Source organism: Streptomyces solincola (assembly GCF_002982015.1).
GTDB lineage: Bacteria > Actinomycetota > Actinomycetes > Streptomycetales > Streptomycetaceae > Streptomyces > Streptomyces solincola.
This window is the reverse complement of the sequence record NZ_PVLV01000016.1, coordinates 1-21,286: the sequence shown is the minus strand read 5'-3', so window position 1 is coordinate 21,286 and position 21,286 is coordinate 1. Positions and strand designations below refer to the sequence as shown.

General features: G+C 74.7%; 22 protein-coding genes. 8 read left to right on the top strand and 14 right to left on the bottom strand.

What is annotated here, in order from left to right; genetic code table 11:
- The coding region (locus C6N75_RS30365) for a lipoprotein (RefSeq protein WP_258177163.1) at nt 1–391 on the top strand (391 nt) is incomplete at its 5' end.
- Nucleotides 392–439: 48 nt separating this feature from the next.
- Here C6N75_RS30365 and C6N75_RS01275 read toward each other — a convergent pair.
- From C6N75_RS01275 to rsmI, 7 genes are all read right to left on the bottom strand, one after another.
- The gene (locus tag C6N75_RS01275) at nt 440–718 is read right to left on the bottom strand and encodes a hypothetical protein (RefSeq protein ID WP_105866960.1); all 279 of its coding nucleotides are present in this window, start codon (nt 716–718) and stop codon (nt 440–442) included.
- Nucleotides 719–1,037: 319 nt separating this feature from the next.
- Entirely contained in the window at nt 1,038–1,808 is a 771-nt protein-coding gene (locus tag C6N75_RS01270) for a 4-(cytidine 5'-diphospho)-2-C-methyl-D-erythritol kinase (RefSeq protein ID WP_105866959.1), read from the bottom strand.
- The gene (rsmA, locus tag C6N75_RS01265; RefSeq protein ID WP_105866958.1) at nt 1,805–2,668 is read right to left on the bottom strand and encodes a 16S rRNA (adenine(1518)-N(6)/adenine(1519)-N(6))-dimethyltransferase RsmA; all 864 of its coding nucleotides are present in this window, start codon (nt 2,666–2,668) and stop codon (nt 1,805–1,807) included. Before rsmA ends, C6N75_RS01270 begins: the two co-directional genes overlap by 4 nt.
- 121 nt (nt 2,669–2,789) lie before the next feature.
- Nucleotides 2,790–4,037, bottom strand: coding sequence for a ubiquitin-like domain-containing protein (locus C6N75_RS01260; protein WP_456340824.1), 1,248 nt, complete (start codon nt 4,035–4,037; stop codon nt 2,790–2,792).
- A 280-nt stretch (nt 4,038–4,317) separates the two neighbouring features.
- Nucleotides 4,318–5,187: a TatD family hydrolase gene (locus C6N75_RS01255; RefSeq protein WP_105866957.1), complete on the bottom strand. Its 870-nt coding sequence runs from the start codon at nt 5,185–5,187 to the stop codon at nt 4,318–4,320.
- Between the two features lie 117 nt (nt 5,188–5,304).
- A complete protein-coding gene (locus tag C6N75_RS01250; RefSeq protein ID WP_105866956.1) occupies nt 5,305–5,742 on the bottom strand; it encodes a hypothetical protein in 438 nt (145 codons plus the stop codon).
- A 230-nt stretch (nt 5,743–5,972) separates the two neighbouring features.
- On the bottom strand, nt 5,973–6,842 hold the full coding sequence (rsmI, locus tag C6N75_RS01245; RefSeq protein WP_105866963.1) for a 16S rRNA (cytidine(1402)-2'-O)-methyltransferase: 870 nt from the start codon (nt 6,840–6,842) through the stop codon (nt 5,973–5,975).
- A gap of 151 nt (nt 6,843–6,993) precedes the next feature.
- Here rsmI and C6N75_RS01240 point away from each other — a divergent pair, with 151 nt between their 5' ends.
- Nucleotides 6,994–8,736: a dolichyl-phosphate-mannose--protein mannosyltransferase gene (locus C6N75_RS01240; protein WP_105866955.1), complete on the top strand. Its 1,743-nt coding sequence runs from the start codon at nt 6,994–6,996 to the stop codon at nt 8,734–8,736.
- Between the two features lie 24 nt (nt 8,737–8,760).
- On the opposite strand, the gene C6N75_RS01235 is transcribed toward C6N75_RS01240, so the two are convergent.
- Nucleotides 8,761–9,465: a hypothetical protein gene (locus C6N75_RS01235; RefSeq protein WP_105866954.1), complete on the bottom strand. Its 705-nt coding sequence runs from the start codon at nt 9,463–9,465 to the stop codon at nt 8,761–8,763.
- A gap of 291 nt (nt 9,466–9,756) precedes the next feature.
- Here C6N75_RS01235 and C6N75_RS01230 point away from each other — a divergent pair, with 291 nt between their 5' ends.
- The 5 genes from C6N75_RS01230 (at nt 9,757) to C6N75_RS01210 (ending at nt 14,066) form a co-directional block, all read left to right on the top strand.
- Nucleotides 9,757–11,394: a penicillin-binding transpeptidase domain-containing protein gene (locus tag C6N75_RS01230; protein ID WP_105866953.1), complete on the top strand. Its 1,638-nt coding sequence runs from the start codon at nt 9,757–9,759 to the stop codon at nt 11,392–11,394.
- Nucleotides 11,395–11,541: 147 nt separating this feature from the next.
- The gene (locus C6N75_RS01225; RefSeq protein WP_105866962.1) at nt 11,542–12,141 is read left to right on the top strand and encodes a YbaK/EbsC family protein; all 600 of its coding nucleotides are present in this window, start codon (nt 11,542–11,544) and stop codon (nt 12,139–12,141) included.
- Complete coding sequence (locus C6N75_RS01220; RefSeq protein ID WP_105866952.1) at nt 12,138–12,989, top strand: EamA family transporter; 852 nt, start codon at nt 12,138–12,140, stop codon at nt 12,987–12,989. The genes C6N75_RS01225 and C6N75_RS01220 overlap by 4 nt, the downstream gene beginning before the upstream one ends.
- A gap of 95 nt (nt 12,990–13,084) precedes the next feature.
- The gene (locus C6N75_RS01215; protein WP_105866951.1) at nt 13,085–13,519 is read left to right on the top strand and encodes a DUF6003 family protein; all 435 of its coding nucleotides are present in this window, start codon (nt 13,085–13,087) and stop codon (nt 13,517–13,519) included.
- A 208-nt stretch (nt 13,520–13,727) separates the two neighbouring features.
- Entirely contained in the window at nt 13,728–14,066 is a 339-nt protein-coding gene (locus tag C6N75_RS01210) for a hypothetical protein (RefSeq protein ID WP_105866950.1), read from the top strand.
- A gap of 24 nt (nt 14,067–14,090) precedes the next feature.
- Here C6N75_RS01210 and C6N75_RS01205 read toward each other — a convergent pair whose 3' ends face one another.
- The 5 genes from C6N75_RS01205 to C6N75_RS01190 all read right to left on the bottom strand — a co-directional run bounded on the left by C6N75_RS01205 (nt 14,091) and on the right by C6N75_RS01190 (nt 18,173).
- Nucleotides 14,091–15,260, bottom strand: a complete 1,170-nt coding sequence (locus tag C6N75_RS01205; RefSeq protein WP_105866949.1) for a serine hydrolase domain-containing protein — start codon at nt 15,258–15,260, stop codon at nt 14,091–14,093.
- A gap of 112 nt (nt 15,261–15,372) precedes the next feature.
- A complete protein-coding gene (locus C6N75_RS01200) occupies nt 15,373–16,158 on the bottom strand; it encodes an energy-coupling factor ABC transporter ATP-binding protein (RefSeq protein WP_105866961.1) in 786 nt (261 codons plus the stop codon).
- Nucleotides 16,155–16,331 carry a hypothetical protein gene (locus C6N75_RS30360; RefSeq protein WP_181160277.1) on the bottom strand — a complete coding sequence of 59 codons (177 nt, stop codon included), beginning with the start codon at nt 16,329–16,331 and terminating at the stop codon, nt 16,155–16,157. Before C6N75_RS30360 ends, C6N75_RS01200 begins: the two co-directional genes overlap by 4 nt.
- Entirely contained in the window at nt 16,328–17,092 is a 765-nt protein-coding gene (gene cbiQ / locus C6N75_RS01195; protein ID WP_105866948.1) for a cobalt ECF transporter T component CbiQ, read from the bottom strand. The genes C6N75_RS30360 and cbiQ overlap by 4 nt, the downstream gene beginning before the upstream one ends.
- A gap of 1 nt (nt 17,093) precedes the next feature.
- Nucleotides 17,094–18,173 (bottom strand): energy-coupling factor ABC transporter permease, encoded by a 1,080-nt coding sequence (locus tag C6N75_RS01190; RefSeq protein ID WP_105866947.1) that lies wholly within the window; start codon nt 18,171–18,173, stop codon nt 17,094–17,096.
- 175 nt (nt 18,174–18,348) lie between these two features.
- Here C6N75_RS01190 and C6N75_RS01185 point away from each other — a divergent pair, with 175 nt between their 5' ends.
- Nucleotides 18,349–18,813 carry an SsgA family sporulation/cell division regulator gene (locus C6N75_RS01185; protein ID WP_105866946.1) on the top strand — a complete coding sequence of 155 codons (465 nt, stop codon included), beginning with the start codon at nt 18,349–18,351 and terminating at the stop codon, nt 18,811–18,813.
- A 75-nt stretch (nt 18,814–18,888) separates the two neighbouring features.
- Here C6N75_RS01185 and C6N75_RS01180 read toward each other — a convergent pair whose 3' ends face one another.
- Entirely contained in the window at nt 18,889–21,090 is a 2,202-nt protein-coding gene (locus tag C6N75_RS01180; protein WP_105866945.1) for an MMPL family transporter, read from the bottom strand.
- Nucleotides 21,091–21,286 lie beyond the last annotated feature (196 nt).

Sequence of the window (21,286 nt, the reverse complement as noted above, 5' to 3'; positions counted from 1 at the left end):
GTTCCGCCAGGGCACCCTGGACGTCCGCTGCGAACTGGACGCGAAGCCCGCCGGCCACATCGGCTTCCTCCGCGTCTACGTCCCCGGCCCCGACACGGCCCCGGACACCCGCCCCCGCGAGGCCCTGACCGCCTTCGTCACCGACGAGAAGGGCGCCGCGAAGGCCCGCTACACCACCCCGGACCTCCCCGGCGCCCCCTCCAACGCCTCCACCGAGGTCGCCTACACCGTCACCGACGACATCCTCGGCGCCAAACCCGAACGCGCCCTCGCGGTCGCCACCCCCAAGGGCCCCGTCATCCTCCACCTCGGCGGCCTCGACGCCGCCGAACACCAGGCCATGCTCCCGGCCTTCGAGCGGGCGAAGCGGACGGTGCGGGTGGGTCACTAGGGCCGGGACGGTGATCCTGCCCCCTGGAGCCCCTCCCCTTCGAGGCGCTCAGTCGACCGGCAGACCCAGTGCCCTGAGCGTCCCCGGGGAGACATGGACGCCGTCGAGTGCGTCGACGAGCCGGAGGGCCCGTTCCGCGATCGCCATGTCCTGCGGAACGTCGGGCACCGGTTCGCCGATGCCCCTCAGGAACGCAAGGACCTGGCACCACCGGTAGAACACCGTTCCTTCGTCGGATTCGGGCGCCGGGAAGTGGGGGTCCCTGGAGAGCCGGTCCAGCGATTGCACGGTCTGTCCACTGCGCTGAGCGGCTTCGTCGAGGGTCACGGTGTCGGGCAGGCTGACACCGACGCCCGCAGTCCGTGGATGAGCCGGATGCGCTTACGGCGTCGGCGACAGCGTCCAAGAGGGTCGGAGGCTCGATGTCGCAGGCCAGCTCCCGGAGTGGACCGGAGTCCGCGCTCTGCGGGTGAGCCGCCGGATCGTCCGGGGCCAGCACGTAGGAGATCGCCCCGTCGGCAAGGGCGTCGCAGTGGTCGAAGGCGTCAGCCTGCTCACGGGTGAGACGATCCAGGGGATGCCGAGGCCGGTGCCGGCCGACGGGCCCCGGCCTCGTCCGTAGGGCATGCGGTGAGGCAACCGGTCGTCAGGCCGTGCCGCTCACCACCACTGCGCCCTGGGCCGGGGAGGTGGCGATCCGGGCGGTGCGGCAGGTTCCCGAGGCCAGGAGGGCGGCGGCGACCTGCGCTGCCGCGGCGGGGTCCTCGACCAGGAAGGCGGTGGTGGGGCCGGAGCCGGAGACGAGGGCGGCGAGGGCGCCGGCGGTGAGGCGGTCGAACTCGGCGTAGACGGCGGGGGTGGAGAGGCCGCCGTCGGCGACGGCGAAGACCCAGTGGAAGTCGCCGCCGACCGGCAGGGCGGTGAGGTGTTCGCCGCGGCCGGTGCCGAGGGCGGCGCCGCCGAGGAGGGAGAAGGGCACGTCGCTGCCCAGGTCGGCGCAGAGGGAGAGGAGTTCCTCGCGGGGGGTGGACAGGCCCCAGAGGGTGTCGCAGGCGAGGAGGGCGGCGGCGCCGTCGGCGCTGCCGCCCGCCATGCCGCCGGCGACCGGGATGTCCTTGGCGATGTGCAGGTGCACGTCGGGTGCGATGCCGTGCCGGGCGGCGAGCGCCTCGGCGGCACGGGCGGCGAGGTTGGTGCGGTCCAGGGGCACCTGGTGGGCGTCGGGGCCCGAGCAGGTCACCCGTACCCCGCCGGGTGACTCCACGGCCGTCACCTCGTCGTACAGGGAGACGGCGAGGAACACGTTGGCGAGGTCGTGGTAGCCGTCGGGGCGGGCGCCGCCCACGGCCAGTCGGACGTTGACCTTGGCGGGGACCCGGACGGTCACCGACGTACGCCTATCGGTGGTGGTGCTCACGCTTCCTTGGCCTCCGCGATCCGGGCGAACTCTTCGACGGTGAGGGATTCCCCGCGCGCCTGCGGGGAGACGCCGGCGGCGGTCAGGGCCCGCTCGGCGGCGGCCGGGGAGCCGGCCCACCCGGCGAGCGCGGCCCGCAGGGTCTTGCGGCGCTGGGCGAAGGCCGCGTCGATGACGGAGAAGACCTCGCGCTTGGTGGCGGTGGTGGCCACGGGGGCGGTGCGGCGGACCAGGGAGACCAGGCCGGAGTCGACGTTGGGGGCCGGCCAGAAGACGTTGCGGCCGATGGCGCCGGCCCGTTTGACCTCCGCGTACCAGTTGGCCTTGACCGAGGGCACTCCGTAGACCTTGTTGCCGGGGCGCGCGGCGAGCCGGTCGGCGACCTCCGCCTGGACCATGACGAGGGTGCGCTCGATCGTCGGGAAGCGGTCCAGCATGTGGAGGAGGACCGGCACGGCGACGTTGTAGGGGAGGTTGGCGACCAGGGCGGTGGGCGCGGGGGCGGGCAGTTCGTCGACCAGCATCGCGTCGGAGTGGACGAGCGAGAAGCGGTCGGCGCGGGCGGGCATGCGGGCCGCGACGGTGGAGGGGAGCGCGGCGGCCAGCACGTCGTCGATCTCGACGGCGGTGACCCGGTCGGCGGCTTCGAGCAGCGCGAGGGTGAGAGAGCCGAGCCCGGGGCCGACCTCCACGACGACGTCGTCCGGCCGGACCTCGGCGGTGCGCACGATGCGGCGCACGGTGTTGGCGTCGATGACGAAGTTCTGGCCGCGCTGCTTGGTCGGCCGCACGCCCAGCGCGGCGGCCAGCTCGCGGATGTCGGCGGGGCCGAGGAGGGCGTCGGGCTCAGTGGTGCTCACCGATACAGCCTACGGGGCGGGGGGACGGCGCCCGTCAACGGACGGCGGCATCCCACCACACGGCCCCGGTCCACCGGAGACGGCCCCGCCCCACCACGCCGCCCTGACCCGCCACACGGCCTCATCCCCGCAGCCGGCCGCCGCAGTGCGGCCAGGGGCTCGCGCCGCGCTGCACGTACAGCTTCTTCGCCCGGTAGGTCTGCTCGGCGGCGGGCGCCTGCTGCGCGGTGCCGCTGCCGCCGAGCGCCCGCCAGGTCCCCGGGTCGAACTGGTACAGCCCGCCGTAGGTGCCCGAGGGGTCCACCGCGTCCGCCCGGCCGCCGGACTCGCAGGCCGCCAGCGCCGCCCAGTCCAGGCCGTCCGCGCCGGCGACGGCGGTGACCGCCGGTCGGGGGCGGCTGCCCGCCCGCACCAGCCGGCTGACCGGTTCGCGGACGATCTCGTCGGCGACCACCCGGGGCCGCTGCCGGACGCCGTTGACGGTGCGCAGGGCGTAGGTGATGCGGCGCACGCCCGCCCGGCCCTGGCGCTCCACCACCTCCGTACCGGCGTACAGCTCCGGGTCTGCGGTCCGCTCGACGGCGTACGGCACCGGTTCCTCGCGCACCTCGCGCCCGTCGGTGATCCGCATGACGGTGACGGTCTGGCCGTCGTGCGGGAAGCTGCCGGGCGGTACGGAGGTGGTGTCCTGCCCGGCCAGGGTGATCCCGGCCTGGGCGAGCGCCTCGCCGACGGTGGCGGCGTTGGTGCGGACGGTGCGCTCGCGCCCGTCGGCGAGGAAGGTCACCGCGCGCTCGGTCCGCACGACCAGGGTGAGTCCGGAGCGCGGGACGGGGGCGGTGCGGGGAGTGGAGAGGTACGCGCCGGAGGCCCGTACGCCGATCCGGCGCAGGGCCTCCTCCACGGTGTGCGCGGTGGTCCACAGTTCGCGGCGGCGGCCGTCCAGGGTGAGGGCGATGGGCCGGCCGTAGCGCAGCTCGACCGCGTCGCCGTCGGCGAGCGCGCCGCCGGCCGCGCGGGAGGTGACGGTGTCGTGCGGGCCGGCCGTCAGGCCCTCCTCCTCCAGCAGTTCGGAGACGTCGTCGGCGAAGGTGTGCAGGGTGCGGGGCGGGCCGCCGTCCACGGTCAGCTCGACCGCCTTGTCGTCGGCGACGAAGGCGGTGGTGCCGCCGGCCAGGAAGGCGACCACGAGCGCCTGCGGGACCAGCCGCCACAGCCCCTCCGGCCCGCTCGGCTCGGCAGCCCGCCGCCGTCGTCCGGCGGCCCCGGTCCGTCCGGCGGCCGGCGGCCCGGAGATCGGGGACGGCGGCGCGGGGGCCGGAGGCGGCGGCGACCCGTGCAGCGGGTAGGGCGACGGCGACCCGTGCAGCGGGTAGGGCGACTCGGGCTGCGGGTACGGCGGGGCCGCCTGAGGCCCGTACGACGGCTCCCCGCTCCCGTACGCGCGCCCGTACGACGGCTCCGGCGGCGCGGGCGCGGGGCGGTGGTCGTCGATCACCGGCGGCGGGCCGAAGCCGGGCGCGGGCTCGTACTCGTACGCGTACGTGGCGGAGGTGCTCACGAGGCCGGGACCCTAGCGGAGGCCCGGTCACTCTCCCAAACGTCACGGTCACGCGGTGTGGCGGAGTCCGCGGACGGGCGCGCCGCCCTCAGTAGTCGAAGGCGCGCGCGGTGTTGACGGCGATCGCGCTCGCCATCGTCTCCTCGTCGACGCCCCGCACCTGGGCCATCGCGCGCACCGTGATCGGGATCAGGTACGGCGCGTTGGGCCGGCCGCGGTAGGGCGCGGGGGTGAGGAAGGGGGCGTCCGTCTCCACCAGGACCAGCTCCAGCGGGGCGACCGCGAGGGCGTCCCGCAGAGGCTGGGCGTTCTTGAAGGTGACGTTGCCGGCGAAGGACATGAAGTAGCCGGCGTCCGCGCAGGCGCGGGCCATCTCGGCGTCGCCCGAGTAGCAGTGGAAGACGGTCCGCTCCGGGGCGCCTTCCTCGGCGAGGACGCGCAGCACGTCCGCGTGCGCTTCGCGGTCGTGGATGACCAGGGCCTTGCCGTGCCGCTTGGCGATCTCGATGTGGGCGCGCAAGGAGCGTTCCTGCGCGGCCATGCCCTCCGGGCCGGTGCGGAAGTAGTCGAGCCCGGTCTCGCCGACGGCCCGCACCTGCGGCAGCGCGGCCAGCAGGTCGATCTCGGCGAGGGCGTCGTCCAGGGCCGCGTCCCCGCCGGCCTCCCGGGCCCCCTGACGGGACCAGCCGTCCTCGTCCCCGTGGACGATCCGCGGGGCCTCGTTGGGGTGCAGTGCCACCGCCGCGTGCACGGCGGCGTGGGCGGCGGCCGTCTCCGCGGCCCAGCGGGAGCCCTTGAGGTCGCAGCCCACCTGGACGACCGTGTCGACGCCGACCGCGGCGGCCCTGGCGAGGGCCTCCTCGACGGTGCCGGGCTGCATGTCCAGGTGGGTGTGGGAGTCGGCGACCGGTACACCGAGAGGTTCGGGCAGCGGCGGCGGGGCGTCCTTGGCACTCATGCCCTGATCGTACGAAAGACCGTGCCGCGGCAGCCCCCGGGCGGCCCCGCTCGGCCCCGGGCGGCTGCCTGCGGTGGAAGGACCGTGGCGGTGGAAGGACTACTTCCGGTGGAAGGGCTACTTCCGGTGGAAGGCGTGCAGCAGGTCCGACAGGTGCCAGTGGTGCGGCTCCTTGCGCCGGCCGGTGGGGGCGGCGTCGACAGCGGCGGCGGGCTCGGACGCCGCGGGCTCCGGCGCGGACGCGGCGGAGGGGTACACCGCCGGGAGGGGGCCGGCGGCCGGCACGGCGGCCTGGCGGGCGAGCAGGTCGAGGACCGAGGAGACCTGGCCGGAGCGCATGATGCGCACCACGTGGCTGCCGCAGTTGTCGCAGGCGGGCTGGGACAGCGGCGAGGCGACCCGCCGTCCGCCGTCCGCGCGGTAGACCACGAACTCGTGGCCGCTGACGTCGGTGTGGTGCTCTATGTCGTACGCCTGCTCCCAGCCGTGCCCGCACTTCAGGCAGGCGAAGGCGTACGCCTCGTGTCCGACCGGGGTGCTCGCGATCTCGGTCATGCCGGCTCCTTCCACTGAGGACCACGGCGGACCCGTCGCGTCGAGGAGTCCGCCGCCGCCCGCCCGCAGGCGGGTCCCAGAGGAGGGACCTTCCGCGACGGGCCGCTGATGACAGTGGACGCCCTCACCGGCGGGAGCGCTAAGGCATCTGCCGATTCATCGAACCGATTTGGGGCTTCCCATACCGGAAGGCCCCCGAAAGGCCCCTTCCGGGGTGTTCTCTTTGCTTTTCACGATAGGGCTTTACCGTTCGCGGAGCCTTCCGGAGAGGCGTTCTTTGCCGCCACGACGGCATCGAAGACCTCGCGCTTGGGTAGGCCCGCCTCGACGGCGACCGCCGCGATGGCCTCCTTGCGCCGCTCCCCCGCCTCCTCGCGCACCCGCACCCTGCGCACCAGCTCGGCCGGGTCGAGATCGGCCGGTCCCGGCTCGGGCGCGCCCTCCACCACGACGGTGATCTCACCGCGTACGCCGTCGGCCGCCCAGCGGGCCAGCTCGGCCAGCGGGCCGCGCTTGACCTCCTCGTAGGTCTTCGTCAGCTCCCGGCAGACGGCGGCCCGCCGCTCGGCCCCGAACACCTCGGCCATCGCCGCGAGGGTGTCGTCGAGCCGGTGCGGGGCCTCGAAGTAGACCAGGGTGCGGCGCTCACCGGCGACCTCGCGCAACCGGCCGAGCCGCTCGCCCGCCTTGCGCGGCAGGAAGCCCTCGAAGCAGAAGCGGTCCACCGGCAGTCCGGACAGCGCCAGCGCGGTCAGCACGGCGGACGGGCCGGGCACGGCGGTGACCTTGACGTCCCGCTCCACGGCGGCGGCGACCAGCCGGTAGCCGGGGTCGGAGACGGACGGCATGCCCGCGTCGGTGACCAGCAGCACCCGGGCCCCGCCCGCCAGCGCCTCCACCAGCTCGGGGGTGCGGGCGGACTCGTTGCCCTCGAAGTACGACACGATCCGGCCGGTGGGCTGCACGCCCAGCGCGCCGGTCAGCCGGCGCAGCCGCCGGGTGTCCTCGGCGGCGACCACGTCGGCGGCGGCCAGCTCGGCGGCCAGCCGCGGCGGGGCGTCGGCGGTGTCCCCGATCGGCGTGCCGGCGAGCACCAGCACGCCGCCCGCGCCGGTGTGCTGGGGCGCGCCGGGCGCCGCCGCCTCATCCGTACGGTTTTCTGTCTCCGCGTCCCAGTCCGTTCCTGTCACACGGGTCATCCTCGCAGCCCGGACGCACGACGCGCACAGGCCGGTTCCCTACGATGGCGCGGTGACCAAGACTGCGCCTGAGGCTGCTGAGGCTGTGCACGGGCCCGACGCCGGGGCGGAGCCGCCGTCGTGGCGGCACCGCCTGCGCCGCTTCGGCTATGCGCCGCCGGCGTCGGCGGGACTGCGGGAGCGGCTGGTACCGCCGTACGCCCGCCCGTCGACACGGCTCTGGGCGCTGTTCGGTATGGGACCGGACGGGGCCGAGCGGGTGTGGCGGCTGTGGGCGTGGGGCGGTCCGCTGCTGGTGGCGCTGGTCGCCGGGGTGCTGCGGTTCTGGCGCCTGGGCGAGCCGAAGGCGGTGATATTCGACGAGACGTACTACGCGAAGGACGCCTGGGCGCTGATCCACCAGGGCTACGAGGGGTCTTGGCCGAAAGACGTCGACAAGTCGATCCTGGCGAACCCGGACGCGGTCCCGGTGCCGGCCGATCCCGGCTATGTCGTGCACCCGCCGGTCGGGAAGTGGGTGATCGGGCTCGGCGAGTGGATGTTCGGGTTCGACCCGTTCGGCTGGCGGTTCATGATGGCGGTGCTCGGCACGCTGTCGGTGCTGATGCTCTGCCGGATCGGGCGGCGGCTGTTCCGCTCGACGTTCCTCGGCTGCCTGGCGGGCGCGCTGCTCGCGGTGGACGGGCTGCACTTCGTGATGAGCCGCACCGCGCTGCTCGACCTGGTCGTCATGTTCTTCGTGGTGGCCGCGTTCGGCTGCCTGCTGGTGGACCGGGACCGCGCCCGCGCCCGGCTCGCCGCCGCCCTCCCCTTCGACGCGGCCGAGGGCGTGCTGCGCCCCGATGCCGACGTCGCGGCCCGGCTGGGACTCGGCGTGCGCCCGTGGCGGCTGACCGCCGGGCTGATGCTGGGGCTGGCGGCGGCCACCAAGTGGAACGGCCTGTTCGTCCTGGCGGCGTTCGGCCTGATGACCGTCCTGTGGGACGTGGGCGCCCGCCGCACCGCGGGTGCGGTCCGCCCCTACGTCACCGTGCTCCGCCGCGACCTGGTCCCCGCCTTCGTCTCCACCGTGCCCGTGGCGCTCGCCACCTACCTGGCCTCCTGGTCCGGCTGGATCGCCACCGACCGCGGCTACTTCCGCGACTGGGCGGCCACCGAGGGCAGGGGCGGCCCGTGGTCCTGGCTGCCGGACTGGCTGCGCAGCCTGTGGCACTACGAGACGCAGGTCTACCAGTTCCATGTGGATTTGACCTCCGGGCACACCTACCAGTCCAACCCGTGGAGCTGGATCGTCCTGGGCCGCCCGGTCTCCTACTTCTACGAGGACCCGGCCCCCGGCGCCGACGGGTGCCCGGCCGGCACCGCCGAGAAGTGCGCCCGCGAGGTCCTCGCCATCGGCACCCCGCTGCTGTGGTGGGCGGCCTGTTTCGCCCTCGCCTACGTCCTGTGGCGCTGGCTCTTCCGCCGCGACTGGCGGGCCGGCGCGATCCTCTGCGGCGTCGCGGCCGGCTGGCTGCCCTGGTTCCACTACCAGGAGCGCACGATCTTCCTCTTCTACGCGGTCGTCTTCGTGCCGTTCCTCTGCCTCGCCGTCGCCATGCTCGCCGGCGCCCTCCTCGGCCCGCCCGGCACCGGCCCGGCCGCCGAACGCCGCCGCACCCTCGGCGCCGTCGGCGTCGGCGTGCTGGTCCTGCTGATCGTATGGAACTTCATCTACTTCTTCCCCCTGTTCACCGCCCAGCCCATCCCGCTGGACGACTGGCGGGGGCGGATGTGGCTGGACACCTGGGTCTAGCGGAGGGAGAGGCGGCCGGGCGCCTCACCGGCGCTTGGTGCGGCCGAACCGCCAGGCCGTGAAGTGCGTGTAGCCGATCTGGCTCCAGAAGTCGGACATGGCCTCGGCGTCCCCGCTCACGGTGTTCTCCGGGTCGGCGAAGAGGACCTGCCCGGAGTGCCGGTCGCGGAGCGCGAGCACCGCGTGCCCGCGGTCACCCTCCCAGGCCCGGATCTCGTACAGGGTGCCGAGCGGTTCGCGGCCGAGCCGCCGCTCGATGTCGGCGACGGTGGCGTCCCGCAGTTCGGGCCGGCCGAGGCGCGCGGTGCGCCCGGCCTCGTCGGCGAAGGAGTCGTACTCCTGCCTGGTGGCGCCCAGGGGGACGGTGGGAACGGTCGGGCGCCCGGCCAGCGTCCGCAGGGCGGAGTACGCGGTGGTGTAGCACAGTCCGGGCAGACCGCGCGGGCGGACGAGTCGGTGCCGGGCGTCCTCGACCCACCTGAGGAGCCGGCGCGGGTCCGAGGCGTCGACGTCCCGGGGAAGGGGCCGCTCCTCCGTCCAGCGCCGGAGCGCGGCCTGCTGGTGCTGGGCCGGGGACTGGGGTGCGACGGCGCGCCCGCCCCGGTCCGTGCCGTGCCCGGTGCCGGCCTGGGCCTGCCCGCAGACGGCGGGGGCCAGCAGCAGGAGCAGGCAGCCGAGGAGGCCCGCTCGGGTCGCGTGTCGCCGGGGGGTGGTGCGCAAGGGGGACATGTCACTCCGTGGGTCAGCGCCCCGGACCTGCGTCCGGCGCTCCGTCAGCTTGCGGACCGCAGGTTGGAGGATGCCCGGAGCATGCCTGGACGAGGGCTGGGGCGGAGGGGCGGGGCCGGGCGAGGGGCGAGCGGGAGCGCGTTCCGGTCGGGTAACGATCGCTTCTGGGGGCTCTGGGGTGACAAACGGCCACGTAGAGTGCAGACGTATCGCTGACTTGAACACGTTCAAGCAGATGTGGATCGACTGCACGGGCATCCAGACGGGGGCTCCAGGGGAGGGGACTGCACCATGCGCAGCGGAGGGAGGACCGCCGTCATCGGCGGCGTGTTCGTGCTGGTGGCGGCCGGTGTCGGGTTCGCGGGCCTGGAGCTGCTGGGCGGGGACTCCGACGGCGCGGGGAGCCCGGTGGACGCCGCCCCGCTGAAGGCGTCCGGGGCGGTCACGGGCGATGAGGTCGAGACGGTCTCGCGGGACTTCCTGGCCGCGTGGGCGAAGGGGGACGCGGACGCGGCGGCGACGCTGACCGACGATCCGGCGGCGGCCGCCGAGGCGGTGCGCGGCCTCCGCGAGGCCGGACACGTGGCGAAGGCCGTGATCACCCCCGGGGCGGCGAGCGGCGACACCGTGCCGTACACGGTCAAGGCGACGGTCAGCTTCAAGGGACACCAGAAGGAGCTGGCGTACGCCTCGGAGCTGACCGTGGTGCGCGGCAAGAGCAGCGGTCGGGCCCTGGTGGACTGGCGGCCGGCGGTGCTGCACCCGAAGCTGACCGAGGGCGCGACCCTGCGCACCGGCGAGGCGGAAAGCGCCCCGATCCAGGCGGTGGACCGCGAGGGCCGGGAGCTGACCGCCGAGCGGTACCCGTCGCTGGCCACCGTGCTGGACACGCTGCGCGAGCGGTACGCGGACGGGGCCGGGGACCGGGCCGGCGTCGAGACCTGGATCGAGCCGGCCGACGCCGACGCGCCGAACCAGACGCTGCTCATCCTCACCCAGGGGAAGCCGTTCAAGCTACAGACGACGCTGGACGCCGACGTCCAGGCCGCCGCCGAGCGGGCGGTGAAGAAGTACGACCGGGCCTCGGTGGTCGCGATACGGCCCAGCACGGGCGAGATCAGCGCGGTCGCCAACAGCCCGGCGGGCGGGTTCAACACCGCGATGCAGGGGGCGCAGGCCCCCGGCTCCACGATGAAGATCGTGACCGCGGCGATGATCCTGGACCAGGGCGTGGTCGACGGACCGTCCTCGCGGGTCGAATGCCCCAAGGACGTGATGTGGAAGGGGCGCACCTTCCACAACATCAACAACTTCTCGATCGCGGACGGCACCTTCACCGACAGCTTTCGCCGCTCCTGCAACACCTTCTTCATCAAGGCGGTGGGCCCGCTGAACGCCAAGGGCGTGGAGGACACCGCCCTGGGCCAGACCGCCCGCAAGTACTTCGGCCTCGGCGGCGTGTGGTCCACCGGAATCCCCTCCGCCGACGCCAGCGTGCCCGCCTCGGAGGGCGCCGAGACGGCCGCCTCCTACATCGGGCAGGGCCGGATCACCATGAACGCCCTCAGCGCAGCGTCCCTCTCGGCGACCGTGAAGAGCGGCGCCTTCCGCCAGCCGGTGCTCGTGCCCAGGGAGATGATCGAGGGCGAGCTGACCACCGCGCAGCCGCTGCCCGGGACCATCGCGTCCGCCCTGCGCGCCATGATGGCCACCACCGCGGTCGACGGCACCGGCGCCAAGGCGATGTCCTCGGTCAGCGGCGACAAGGGAGCCAAGACCGGGTCGGCGGAGGTCGACGGGCAGAGCGACTCCAACAGTTGGTTCACCGGATACGCGGACGACCTGGCCGCCGCCTCCGTCGTCCAGTCCGGCGGCCACGGCAGCGGCCCGGCGGGCACGGTGGTCGCCTCGGTGCTGAACGCCCGGTAGGGCGACGTACGCGGCGGACGCCCCCAGGGCTGAGCGGAAGCGGAACCGGCTACGGGAACGGAACCGAGGGCGGAAGCGGCGGCGGAACCGGAAGCGGAACCGGCGGCGGTTCGCGTGGCCGGGGCGGTGGACGTTAGCGTGCGGGACATGAGCGACTGCGACACCGGAGCGAGGACCGAGACCGGGACGAAGACCGAAGCCGGGACGACGACCGGGACCGGGACGAAGACCGAAGCCGGAGAGGCGACCGAGACCGACCGCCGGGCCGAGGGCGCCGCGCACCCGCGGTTCGCGGAGGCGCTGGCGCGACTGGGACTGGGCGACGTCGAGGTGGTGCGCTTCCCGGACTCCACGCGTACCGCCGCCGAGGCCGCCGCCGCGGTGGGCTGCGACGTCTCCGAGATCGTCAAGTCCCTGGTCTTCGCGGCGGACGGCGAGCCGGTGCTCGTCCTCATGGACGGCTCCTCGCGGGTGGACACCGAGCGGGTGCGCCGGGAGCTGGGCGCCGCCGCCGTGACCCGGGCCGACGCGGCGCTGGTACGGGAGACCACCGGTTACGCCATCGGCGGCGTCCCGCCCTTCGGGCACCGCACCCGCACCCGGGTGCTGGCCGACCACGCGCTGCTCGCGCACCCGGTGGTGTGGGCCGCGGCCGGCACCCCGAACACGGTGTTCGCCATGGAGTCCGGGGCGCTGGTCGCGCACGCCGGCGCCACCGTCGTCGACGTCCGGGAGAGGGCCGCGTGACACCGCTGGTGGCGGGCGCGGTGCTGACCGCCGCGGTCAGCCACGCGAGCTGGAACGCCATCGCGCACCAGATCAGGGACAAGCTCGTCTCGTTCACCCTGATCGCCGGCGGCGGGGCGCTGATCGGCGCCGTGCTCGCCTGCCTCGCCCCGCTGCCCGCCCCGGCCGCCTGGCCGCACCTGGGCCTGTCGGCGGTGCTGCACGTGGCGTACATGCTGCTGCTGATGCGGTCCTTCACGCTCGGCGACTTCGGGCAGATGTACCCGATCGCCCGCGGCACGGCCCCGCTGGTGGTCACCGTGCTGGCGGCCGTGCTGGTGCACGAGATCCCCGACGGGCAGCAGCTCACCGGGGTGGCGGTGGCCTGCGCGGGCCTGGTGGGGCTCGCGGTCTGGGGCATCCGGGGCGCCGGGCGCTCCCCGCACTGGCCCGCGCTGCTGGCCGCCCTCGCCACCGGGCTCGCCATCGCCGGCTACACCGTGGTGGACGGCATGGGGGTGCGGTCCGCCGGCACCCCGCTCGGCTACACAGCCTGGCTGATGATCGCCGAGGGCCTGGCCATCCCGGCGTACGCGCTGTATCAGCGGCGCTCGGAACTGGCCGGGCAGCTCCGGCCGTACGCCGTCCGCGGGCTGCTCGGCGCGGCGCTGTCGGTCACCGCGTACGGGCTGGTGCTGTGGGCCCAGACCCGGGCGCCGCTCGCCCCGGTCGCCGCGCTGCGCGAGTCGTCGATCATCGTGGGCGCGGCGATCGGGACGCTGCTGTTCAAGGAGCGCTTCGGCACCCCGCGGCTCGCCGCCGCCGGACTGATGGTCGTCGGCATCGGGCTGATGCTGCACGGCGGGTGAGGCGGATCCCGGGCATCGCGGGGTAGGCCCGGGGTAGGGGGACCGGGCAGCCGGTACCGAGCGGAAGTGAGCTGAGCATGGCAGATGTGACGGACATGACGGACGACGCCTACCTGTACCTCTCCGACGGCCGGGTCACCACCGGCGCGCCAGGCGTCCCGCTGTCGGCCGTCGGCGGTCTCGAGTGCCTGGAGACCTCCGCGGTGCAGGCCTGGTTCGGCGCCCAGGGCGTGGCGGCCGACTCCCCGGCGCTGCGGCTGGTGGTGCCGGAGGAGACGCCCGCCATCCCCGAGGAGGCCGAGCGGCTGCCCGTGCCGCTGACCGGCGAGGAGCTGGCCCGGGCGCGCCAGGCGGCCGCCTCCGGGGTGCGCTCCTCGGTGGAGGCGGAGCTGATGGCGTACCAGAACTGCGCCGGCGACCGCGACGAGCTGCTGCGCCGGGCCGTCGCCTCCGGGCTGCCCGCGCACCGGATCGCCGAGCTGACCGGGCTGGACCCGGCGACGGTCGCGGCCGCGGCGGGGGCCCGTTAGCGCGGGGCCGCTACGGGCAGCGGCCGGGACGGAGGCCCGCGCTCGGGCCGCCCGGCGGTGCGCGGCGTCCAGGGCGGCCGGCTCGTTCTCGGTCCGGCTGCGGGGCTCTGGCCGGTGTGGCCGGTAAGGGGCTGGGGGCGGTGTGCGTCCGTCCCTAAGCTGGCCGGGGCCGGGCCGGAGGCACGGCCGGGACGGAGGGGGCGGGCCGATGGGATCCGAGCGCGCGTCGCGGCTGATGCGGGGCGGGACGCTGGTGGGCGAACTGGAGCCGGCCGGGATCGACCAGCCGTTCTTCCTGTACGCGTTCGCTCCCGGGCCGGGCTGGCCCGAGGTCGCCCCGCTGTTCGACGCCTGGAACGCGCTGCCTCCGCACGACCCGGAGGAGCGGCTGATGGAGCGGGCCATGGACGCCGTCAGCGCGCTCGGGCTGACGCTGGCGCCGCCCGGCGGCGGGCGGGCGCTCGCGGTGCACCGGGAGTGCGTGGTGCGGATCGAGGAGGGCCGGGAGGGGCTGGAGGCCACGGTCCGGTACTGGGTGCGGGGCTGACGACCGGGCCATCGGCCCCGGGGCTCAGCCGGCGGTGACGATTCCCTTCACCGCGCGGATCAGGGCCTGGGCGCGCGGGTCGGCGGTGACGTTCTGGCGCAGGCCATTGGTGACGTAGCCCAGCGCGACGCCGGACTCGGGGTCGGCGAAGCCGAGGGAGCCGCCGCGGCCGGGGTGGCCGAAGGAGCCGGGGCCGAGCAGCGGGGACGACGGGCAGTGCAGCATGTAGCCCAGGCCGAAACGGGTGGGCACGACCAGCACCCGGTCGGGTCCGGCGGACTCCTGCGTGCGGGCCATGGCCAAGGTGGCCGGGGCGAACATCCGGTGGCCGTCGACCGGGCCCAGGGTGGCGGCGTAGAAGCGGGCCAGCGCCCGGGCGGTGGAGATCCCGGTGGAACCGGCCAGTTCGGCGGCCCGGTAGGCGGGGTCGTTCTCGTCCGGTACAGGGGTGATGGCGGCGAAGGCGCGGCGGGTGAGCGAGCCGGGGTCGGCGTAGGCGTCGGCGACCGCCCGCTTGGGACGCAGCTTCAGTCCGCCGCCGGCGGCGGGGGCCGGCTCGGCGACCGGGCCGACCCGGCCGATCCGGTGAGCCTCGTCCTCGGGCAGCCCGATCCACAGGTCCAGGCCGAGCGGGCGGGCTATCTCCTCGGCGACCCAGCGGCGCAGCGAACGGCCGGTGACCCGCTGCACCAGGGCGCCGATCAGCCAGCTGTAGGTGTGCGGGTGGTAGCCGTGGTCGGCGCCGGGCTGCCAGACGGGCGCCTGGGCGGCGATCGCGGCCGAGGAGGCGGCCGGGTCGGCGGCCTCGGCCAGGGTCAGCGGGCGGTCCAGCACCGGCACGCCCGCCTGGTGGGCGAGCAGATGGCGCACCAGCGTCCGCTCCTTGCCACGGGCCTTGAACTCGGGCCAGTAGGTGCCGACGGGCGCGTCCAGGTCGAGCTGGCCGCGCTGGTGCAGCAGCAGCGGTACGGCGGCGGCGACGCCCTTGGTGACCGAGCGGACGATCTGCGCGGTGTCCACGGCCCAGGGGGCCTCGCCGTCGACGTCCCGGGTCCCGGCCCACAGGTCGACCACCTTGCGGCCGTCCCGGTAGACGGCGACGGCCGCGCCGCGCTCGCCGCGCTGCTCGAAGTTGCGGACGAACGCCTCCCGGACCGGCTCCCAGCCCGCCGCCGCACTGCCCTGGACGTCCACGTCTCTCGCTCTCCTCGTGCTCGGCCCCTCGTACGCCGTACGCGGTACGCCGTACGCCGTACGCTGCCGGCCGGCGACACCCGCCGCCGGCCCCGTCCCATGGTGCTACGGGCTACCGCGCGCCCGGCCGCCGGGGCGGCGCGGGGGTGGCGGCCGGGTCGAAGCCGAACGGCAGCTCAAGCCGGTGGCGGCGCATGAGTTCGCGGTCGGCGAGCAGCTTTCCGGTGGGGGCGTCGGCGGCGATCGCGCCCTCGCTGAGCACCACGGCGCGCGGGCACAGCTCCAGCGCGTACGGCAGGTCGTGCGTGACCATCAGCACGGTGACGTCCAACGAGCGGACGATATCGGCGAGTTCGCGGCGGGAGGCCGGGTCGAGGTTGGACGAGGGCTCGTCCAGGACGAGGATCTCCGGCTCCATGACGAGCACGGTGGCGACGGCCACCCGGCGGCGCTGGCCGAAGGAGAGGTGGTGCGGCGGGCGGTCGGCGAACTCCGCCATGCCGACCCGCTCCAGCGCGGTGCGCACCGCCCGCTCCAGTCGCTCGCCGCGCATCCCGGCGGCGGCCGGGCCGAACGCCACGTCCTCCCGGACGGTGGGCATGAAGAGCTGGTCGTCCGGGTCCTGGAAGACGATGCCGACCTTGCGCCGGATCTCGGCCAGGTGCTCCCTGCCGACGGGCAGACCGGCGACGGCGACCGTGCCGGCGCCGGCGGTGAGGATGCCGTTGAGGTGCAGCACGAGGGTGGTCTTGCCCGCCCCGTTCGGCCCGAGCAGGGCGACCCGCTCGCCGCGCTCCACGGTCAGGTCGACGCCGAAGAGGGCCTGGTGGCCGTCGGGGTAGGCGTAGGCGAGACCGCGCACGTCGAGGGAGGGCACAAAGCCGAGACCGCTGCTCATGGCGTCCATCCCAGCAGACGTCCGGGCCTGGCGCGTACGGAGGCCGGCAGACCGCGCACCCGGTCCGGCAGACCGCGCACCCGGTCCGGCAGACCGCGCACCCGGTCCGGCAGACCGCGTACCGGGTCCGGCAGGCCGCGCATCCGGTCCGGCAGACCGCGTACCGAAGTCACAGCGCCCAGCCCAGCAGGCAGACGGCGAGCGCGGCGGACGGCAGCGCGGCGGCGGCGGTCCACTGGGCGCGGGAGGCGGTCGCCTGGTCGATGACGGGCATGGTCCCGGCGTACCCCCGGCTGAGCATGGCCAGGTGGACCCGCTCCCCGCGCTCGTAGGAGCGGATGAACAGCGCGCCGGCCGACTTGGCGAGCACGCCCCAGTGGCGCGGGCCGCGCGCCTCGAAGCCCCGGGAGCGGCGGGCGACGGACATCCGCCGCATCTCGTCGGTGACCACGTCCCCGTAGCGGATCATGAAGGAGGCGATCTGCACGATGAGCGGGGGCAGCTTCAACCGCTCCAGCCCGAGCAGCAGGGCGCGCAGCTCGGTGGTGGCGGCGAGCAGGACGGACGCGGTGACGCCGAGGGTGCCCTTGGCCAGCACGTTCCAGGCGTCCCACAGTCCGGGCACGGAGACGTCGAGGAAGCCGAGGAGGCGGATCTGCTCGCCGGGCACCACGAACGGCATCAGGAACGCGAAGGCGACGAACGGCACCTCGATGACCAGGCGGCGCAGCACGAAGCCGGCCGGCACGCGGGCCGCCGCCGCGACGGCGGCGAGCAGCAGCGCGTACGCGGCGAAGGCCCACAGCGCGGTGCGGGGGGTGCAGACCACGACCAGCACGAAGCAGAAGACGGCCGTCAGCTTGCAGTGCGGCGGCAGCCTGTGCACCGGCGACTCGGCGTGCCGGTAGAGCCGGTGGGCGTGGCCCGCACCCATGTCAGACGGTGCCCCGGTCCTGCCGGCGGGCGTCGCGGCGGCGGCGGACCACGGTGAAGACCCCGGTGCCGACGGCGATGGTGCCGGCCACGCCGATGGCGCCGGCCAGGCCGACGGAGAGCCGGGGATCGTCGATGCCGGCCACGCCGTAGTCGGCGAGCGGGGAGCCGGCCAGTCCGTGGTCTCGGACCTCGCGGTCGATGCCCTGGTCGGCGGCGACCCGCTCCAGCCCGTCGGGGCTGGTCGAGGCGTAGAAGGAGACGAACGCGGCGAGGACGACGGCGGTGGCCGCGCCGACGCCCCACACCGTGCGGGTGGAGCGCGGCGGACGCACGGGGGCGGGTTGCGGGGCCGGCGCGGGGGCGTCCACCAGTTCGCCGCCGACCCGCAGCTTCAGCGGCGCGGTCAGGCCCCTGGCCCCGTACACCAGGTCGGGGCGGACGGCGAGGACGGCGCCGACGGTGGCGGCGGTGATCACGGCCTCGCCGACGCCGATCAGCACATGGACGCCGACCATGGCGGCCAGCACGGTGCCGACCGGCACGTCGGTGGTGCCGCCGATCGCGTACAGCAGGGTGAAGGCGGCGGCCGCGGCCGGCACGGAGACCAGCGCGGCGAGGAAGGAGGCGGCGGTCACCGAGGAGCGCCGGCGGGGCAGCACCTTCACCAGGGCGCGGAAGAGGGCGTACGCCACGACGACCGTGACGACGCCCATCAGCAGGATGTTGACGCCGAGCGCGGTCAGCCCGCCGTCCGCGAACAGCACGGCCTGCATCAGCAGCACCACGGACACCACGAGGACGCCGGTGTAGGGCCCGACCAGGATCGCGGCGAGCGCCCCGCCCAGCAGATGGCCGCTGGTCCCGGCGGCGACCGGGAAGTTCAACATCTGCACCGCGAAGACGAACGCGGCGACCAGTCCCGCCAACGGCGCCGCACGCTCTCCCCCATGCCTAGCGGCATGGGAGGTGCCCCCAAGTTCCCTCCGGGCCCCCCGCAGCGCGACGGCGACGGCTCCGGCGGCGACCACACCGGCCGCCACGGAGACCGGCGCGTTGATGAAACCGTCGGGGACATGCATGCGAAGCCCGCTTTCGGACAGCCGACCAGGAAGGGACGGCTCCGATGATGGGCCTTGCTGCGAGAAGGTCGCAAGAGCGGCAGGATCACAATAAGGACGTCGGGCGGGGGAGGGCACAACCCACAGGAAAGTGGGACATTAGAGACAGACTACGCAGAGCGTGAGGAGACGGCCGATGCATCCCGTCGAGGAAGGCCCCGCAGACGAAGGCCACGTCGTCCACACCAAGGCGCTGATCGTGACCGAGGGCCCGCTCTCCCGCCCCGTGCCCGTCGCCCTGCGCTTCAACCCCGCCGACGACCCGCCCGAACTGCGCTTCTGCTTCCCCGGCGGTACCGAGTGGCCGGTGCCCCGCGCCCTGGTGGAGAAGGGGCTGCGGGCCCCGGCGCGCGGCGGTGACGTCGGGATCTGGCCGTGCGGCCGGGTCCAGGTGATCGTGGAGTTCCACTCCCCGGACGCGGAGGCCGTCGCGGTGGTCCAGTTCGACTCCTCGGCGCTGCTGCGCTGCGTCCGCCGCAGCTACGCGGCCGGAACGGCCGCCCCCAGGGCTTCGACCTCGGCGGCCCCGACCGCGGCGACCCCGACCGCGGCGGCCTCGACCGCGGCGGCGCCCGCCACCCGCCCGTCCGTGGCCGGCTGAGCCGCCTCGCGTACGCGCGCAACGGCCGGACCCCCGCTCCGGGGGCCCGGCCGTTGCGCCTGGCGGGGCGGGGCGTCAGCGGCCGGCGCCGCCGCCCGCGGTGACCAGCTCCCGCTCGTCACCGCCGTCGCCGCCGTCATCGCCGTCGACGTGGCGGCGCAGCGACTCGCCCTCGACGTCCACGTTGGGCAGCGCGCGGTCCAGCCAGCGCGGCAGCCACCAGGCAGCCTTGCCTAGCAGGGCCAGCACCGCCGGGACGATCGCCATCCGCACGATGAAGGCGTCGAAGAAGACGGCGATGGCCAGGCCGAAGCCGATCATCTTCACCATCTGGTCGCTGGAGCCGATGAACCCGGAGAACACGGCGATCATGATGACCGCGGCGGCGCTGACCACGCGGGCCCCGTGCCGGAAGCCGGTGACGACCGCCTCGTCGGCCGACTCCCCGTGCACGTACGCCTCGCGCATCCGGGTCACCAGGAAGACCTCGTAGTCCATCGCGAGGCCGAAGACCACGCCGACCATGAAGATCGGCATCATGCTCATGATCGGGCCGGTCTGCTCGACGCCGAACACCGAGCCCAGCCAGCCCCACTGGAAGACCGCGACCACCGCGCCGAGCGCCGCGACCACCGACAGCAGGAAGCCGAGCGCCGCCTTCAGTGGCACCAGCACCGATCGGAAGACCACCATCAGCAGCAGGAACGCCAGGCCGACGACGAGCGCCAGGTACGGCAGCAGGGCGTCGTTCATCTTCTGCGAGAAGTCGATGTTCATCGCGGTCGCGCCGGTGACGTGCACCTCGTCGCCGGTGGTGTCCCGGATGGAGTGGACCACTTCCTCGGTCTCGGTGGATGAGGGGCGGTCCTTCGGGACCACGGTGACGATCGAGGTGTCGCCCTCCTTGTTGAAGACCGGCGGAGTGACCGCGGCGACCCCGTCGAGCCCCTTGATCTGCCCGGCGGCCCGGTCCGCGGACTCCTTGCCGCCCTCGACCACGACCATCAGCGGCCCGTTGGCGCCGGGGCCGAAGCCGTCGGAGATCAGGTCGTAGGCGCGGCGCTGGGTGGTGGAGGTGGGCTGGGCCCCGTCGTCCGGCAGGCCGACCTCCAGCGAGGCGGCCGGGACGGCGACGGCGCCGAGCCCGATCACGCCGGCCAGCAGCACCAGGACCGGGCGGCGCAGCACGGTGCGGGCCCAGCGGGTGCCCATGTTGGGCTTGGCGTCCGCGCCGGAACCGCCCTGGGCGAGCCGGGTGCGGGCCTTGCGGCCGTGCACCCGGGCGCCGGCGTAGCCGAGCAGCGCGGGGATGAAGGTCAGCGCGATGAGGACGGCGATGGCGACGGTGCCGGCGGCGGCCAGACCCATCTTGGTGAGCACCGGGATGTTGACGACGGCCAGGCCGGCGAGCGCGATGATCACGGTGAGTCCGGCGAAGACCACGGCCGAACCGGCGGTGCCGACGGCCCGCCCGGCGGCCTCCTCGCGCTCCCGGCCCTCGGCCAGTTCGGCGCGGTAGCGGGAGACGATGAAGAGCGCGTAGTCGATGCCGACCGCCAGGCCGATCATGGTGGCCAGGATGCCGGTGGTGGAGCCGAGGTCCAGGGCGCTCGCCAGCGCGGTGATCGCGGAGGAGCCGATGCCGACCCCGATCAGCGCGGTGACCAGCGGCAGTCCGGCGGCGACCAGCGAGCCGAAGGTGATGATCAGCACGAGTCCGGCGACGATGACGCCGACGATCTCGCCGGCCCCGGTCTCCGGGACGGTTTGCAGGGCGTCGCCGCCGATCTCCACGGTCAGCCCGGACTCGCGGGCCTGCTCGCCGGTCTCGGTGAGCGCCTCGCGGTCGGCGTCGGTCAGCTCCATGCCGTTGACCTCGTAGGTCACCTGGGCGTAGGCGGTGGAGCCGTCCCGCGAGACGGCCTGCGACTGGTAGGGGTCGCTGACGTCGGCGACCTTGTCGGAGCCGGCGCGCAGCTCCCCGACGGCCTTGGTGACGGCCGCCTTGTTGGCCTCGTCGGTCATCTTCTGCCCGTCCGGGGCCTGGAAGACGACCCGGGCGGTGGCGCCGTCCGCGCCGGCCGCCGGGAAGCGCTCTTCCAGCAGGTCGAAGGCGCGCTGGGCCTCCGTGCCGGGGATGGAGAAGGAGTTGGAGGTCGCGGCGGGCGCGGTGGCGGCGCCGACCCCGGCGAGCGCCAGCAGCGCGACCCATATCAGGGTCACGAGGTGGCGCCGCCGGAAGGCGGCACGGCCGAGTCGGTACAGGAACGTGGCCACGAGGGCGTCTCCCGGATTGAGTGGGACAACAGGACGTGGGGAGCCGGCCGACGGCGCGAGCGGTCACGCGTCAGATGAGCCGAGGTGCTGCGGGTCTTGCGGAGCCCCAGGACCGCGGGGGCTCGGGGACGATGGGGGGCTATGGGGGCTATGGGTGCTGCGGGGACTACAGGACTGCGGAGCCGCGGGCCTGCGC

Coding starts and splice junctions, on each gene's coding strand:
- C6N75_RS01190 (WP_105866947.1), bottom strand. CDS start 18,173: ATGCATGTCCCCGACGGTTTCATCAACGCGCCGGTCTCCGTGGCGGCC.
- C6N75_RS01200 (WP_105866961.1), bottom strand. CDS start 16,158: ATGAGCAGCGGTCTCGGCTTTGTGCCCTCCCTCGACGTGCGCGGTCTC.
- C6N75_RS01210 (WP_105866950.1), top strand. CDS start 13,728: ATGGGATCCGAGCGCGCGTCGCGGCTGATGCGGGGCGGGACGCTGGTG.
- C6N75_RS01235 (WP_105866954.1), bottom strand. CDS start 9,465: ATGTCCCCCTTGCGCACCACCCCCCGGCGACACGCGACCCGAGCGGGC.
- cbiQ (WP_105866948.1), bottom strand. CDS start 17,092: ATGGGTGCGGGCCACGCCCACCGGCTCTACCGGCACGCCGAGTCGCCG.
- C6N75_RS01215 (WP_105866951.1), top strand. CDS start 13,085: ATGACGGACGACGCCTACCTGTACCTCTCCGACGGCCGGGTCACCACC.
- C6N75_RS01230 (WP_105866953.1), top strand. CDS start 9,757: ATGCGCAGCGGAGGGAGGACCGCCGTCATCGGCGGCGTGTTCGTGCTG.
- C6N75_RS01185 (WP_105866946.1), top strand. CDS start 18,349: ATGCATCCCGTCGAGGAAGGCCCCGCAGACGAAGGCCACGTCGTCCAC.
- C6N75_RS01250 (WP_105866956.1), bottom strand. CDS start 5,742: ATGACCGAGATCGCGAGCACCCCGGTCGGACACGAGGCGTACGCCTTC.
- C6N75_RS01225 (WP_105866962.1), top strand. CDS start 11,542: ATGAGCGACTGCGACACCGGAGCGAGGACCGAGACCGGGACGAAGACC.
- C6N75_RS01255 (WP_105866957.1), bottom strand. CDS start 5,187: ATGAGTGCCAAGGACGCCCCGCCGCCGCTGCCCGAACCTCTCGGTGTA.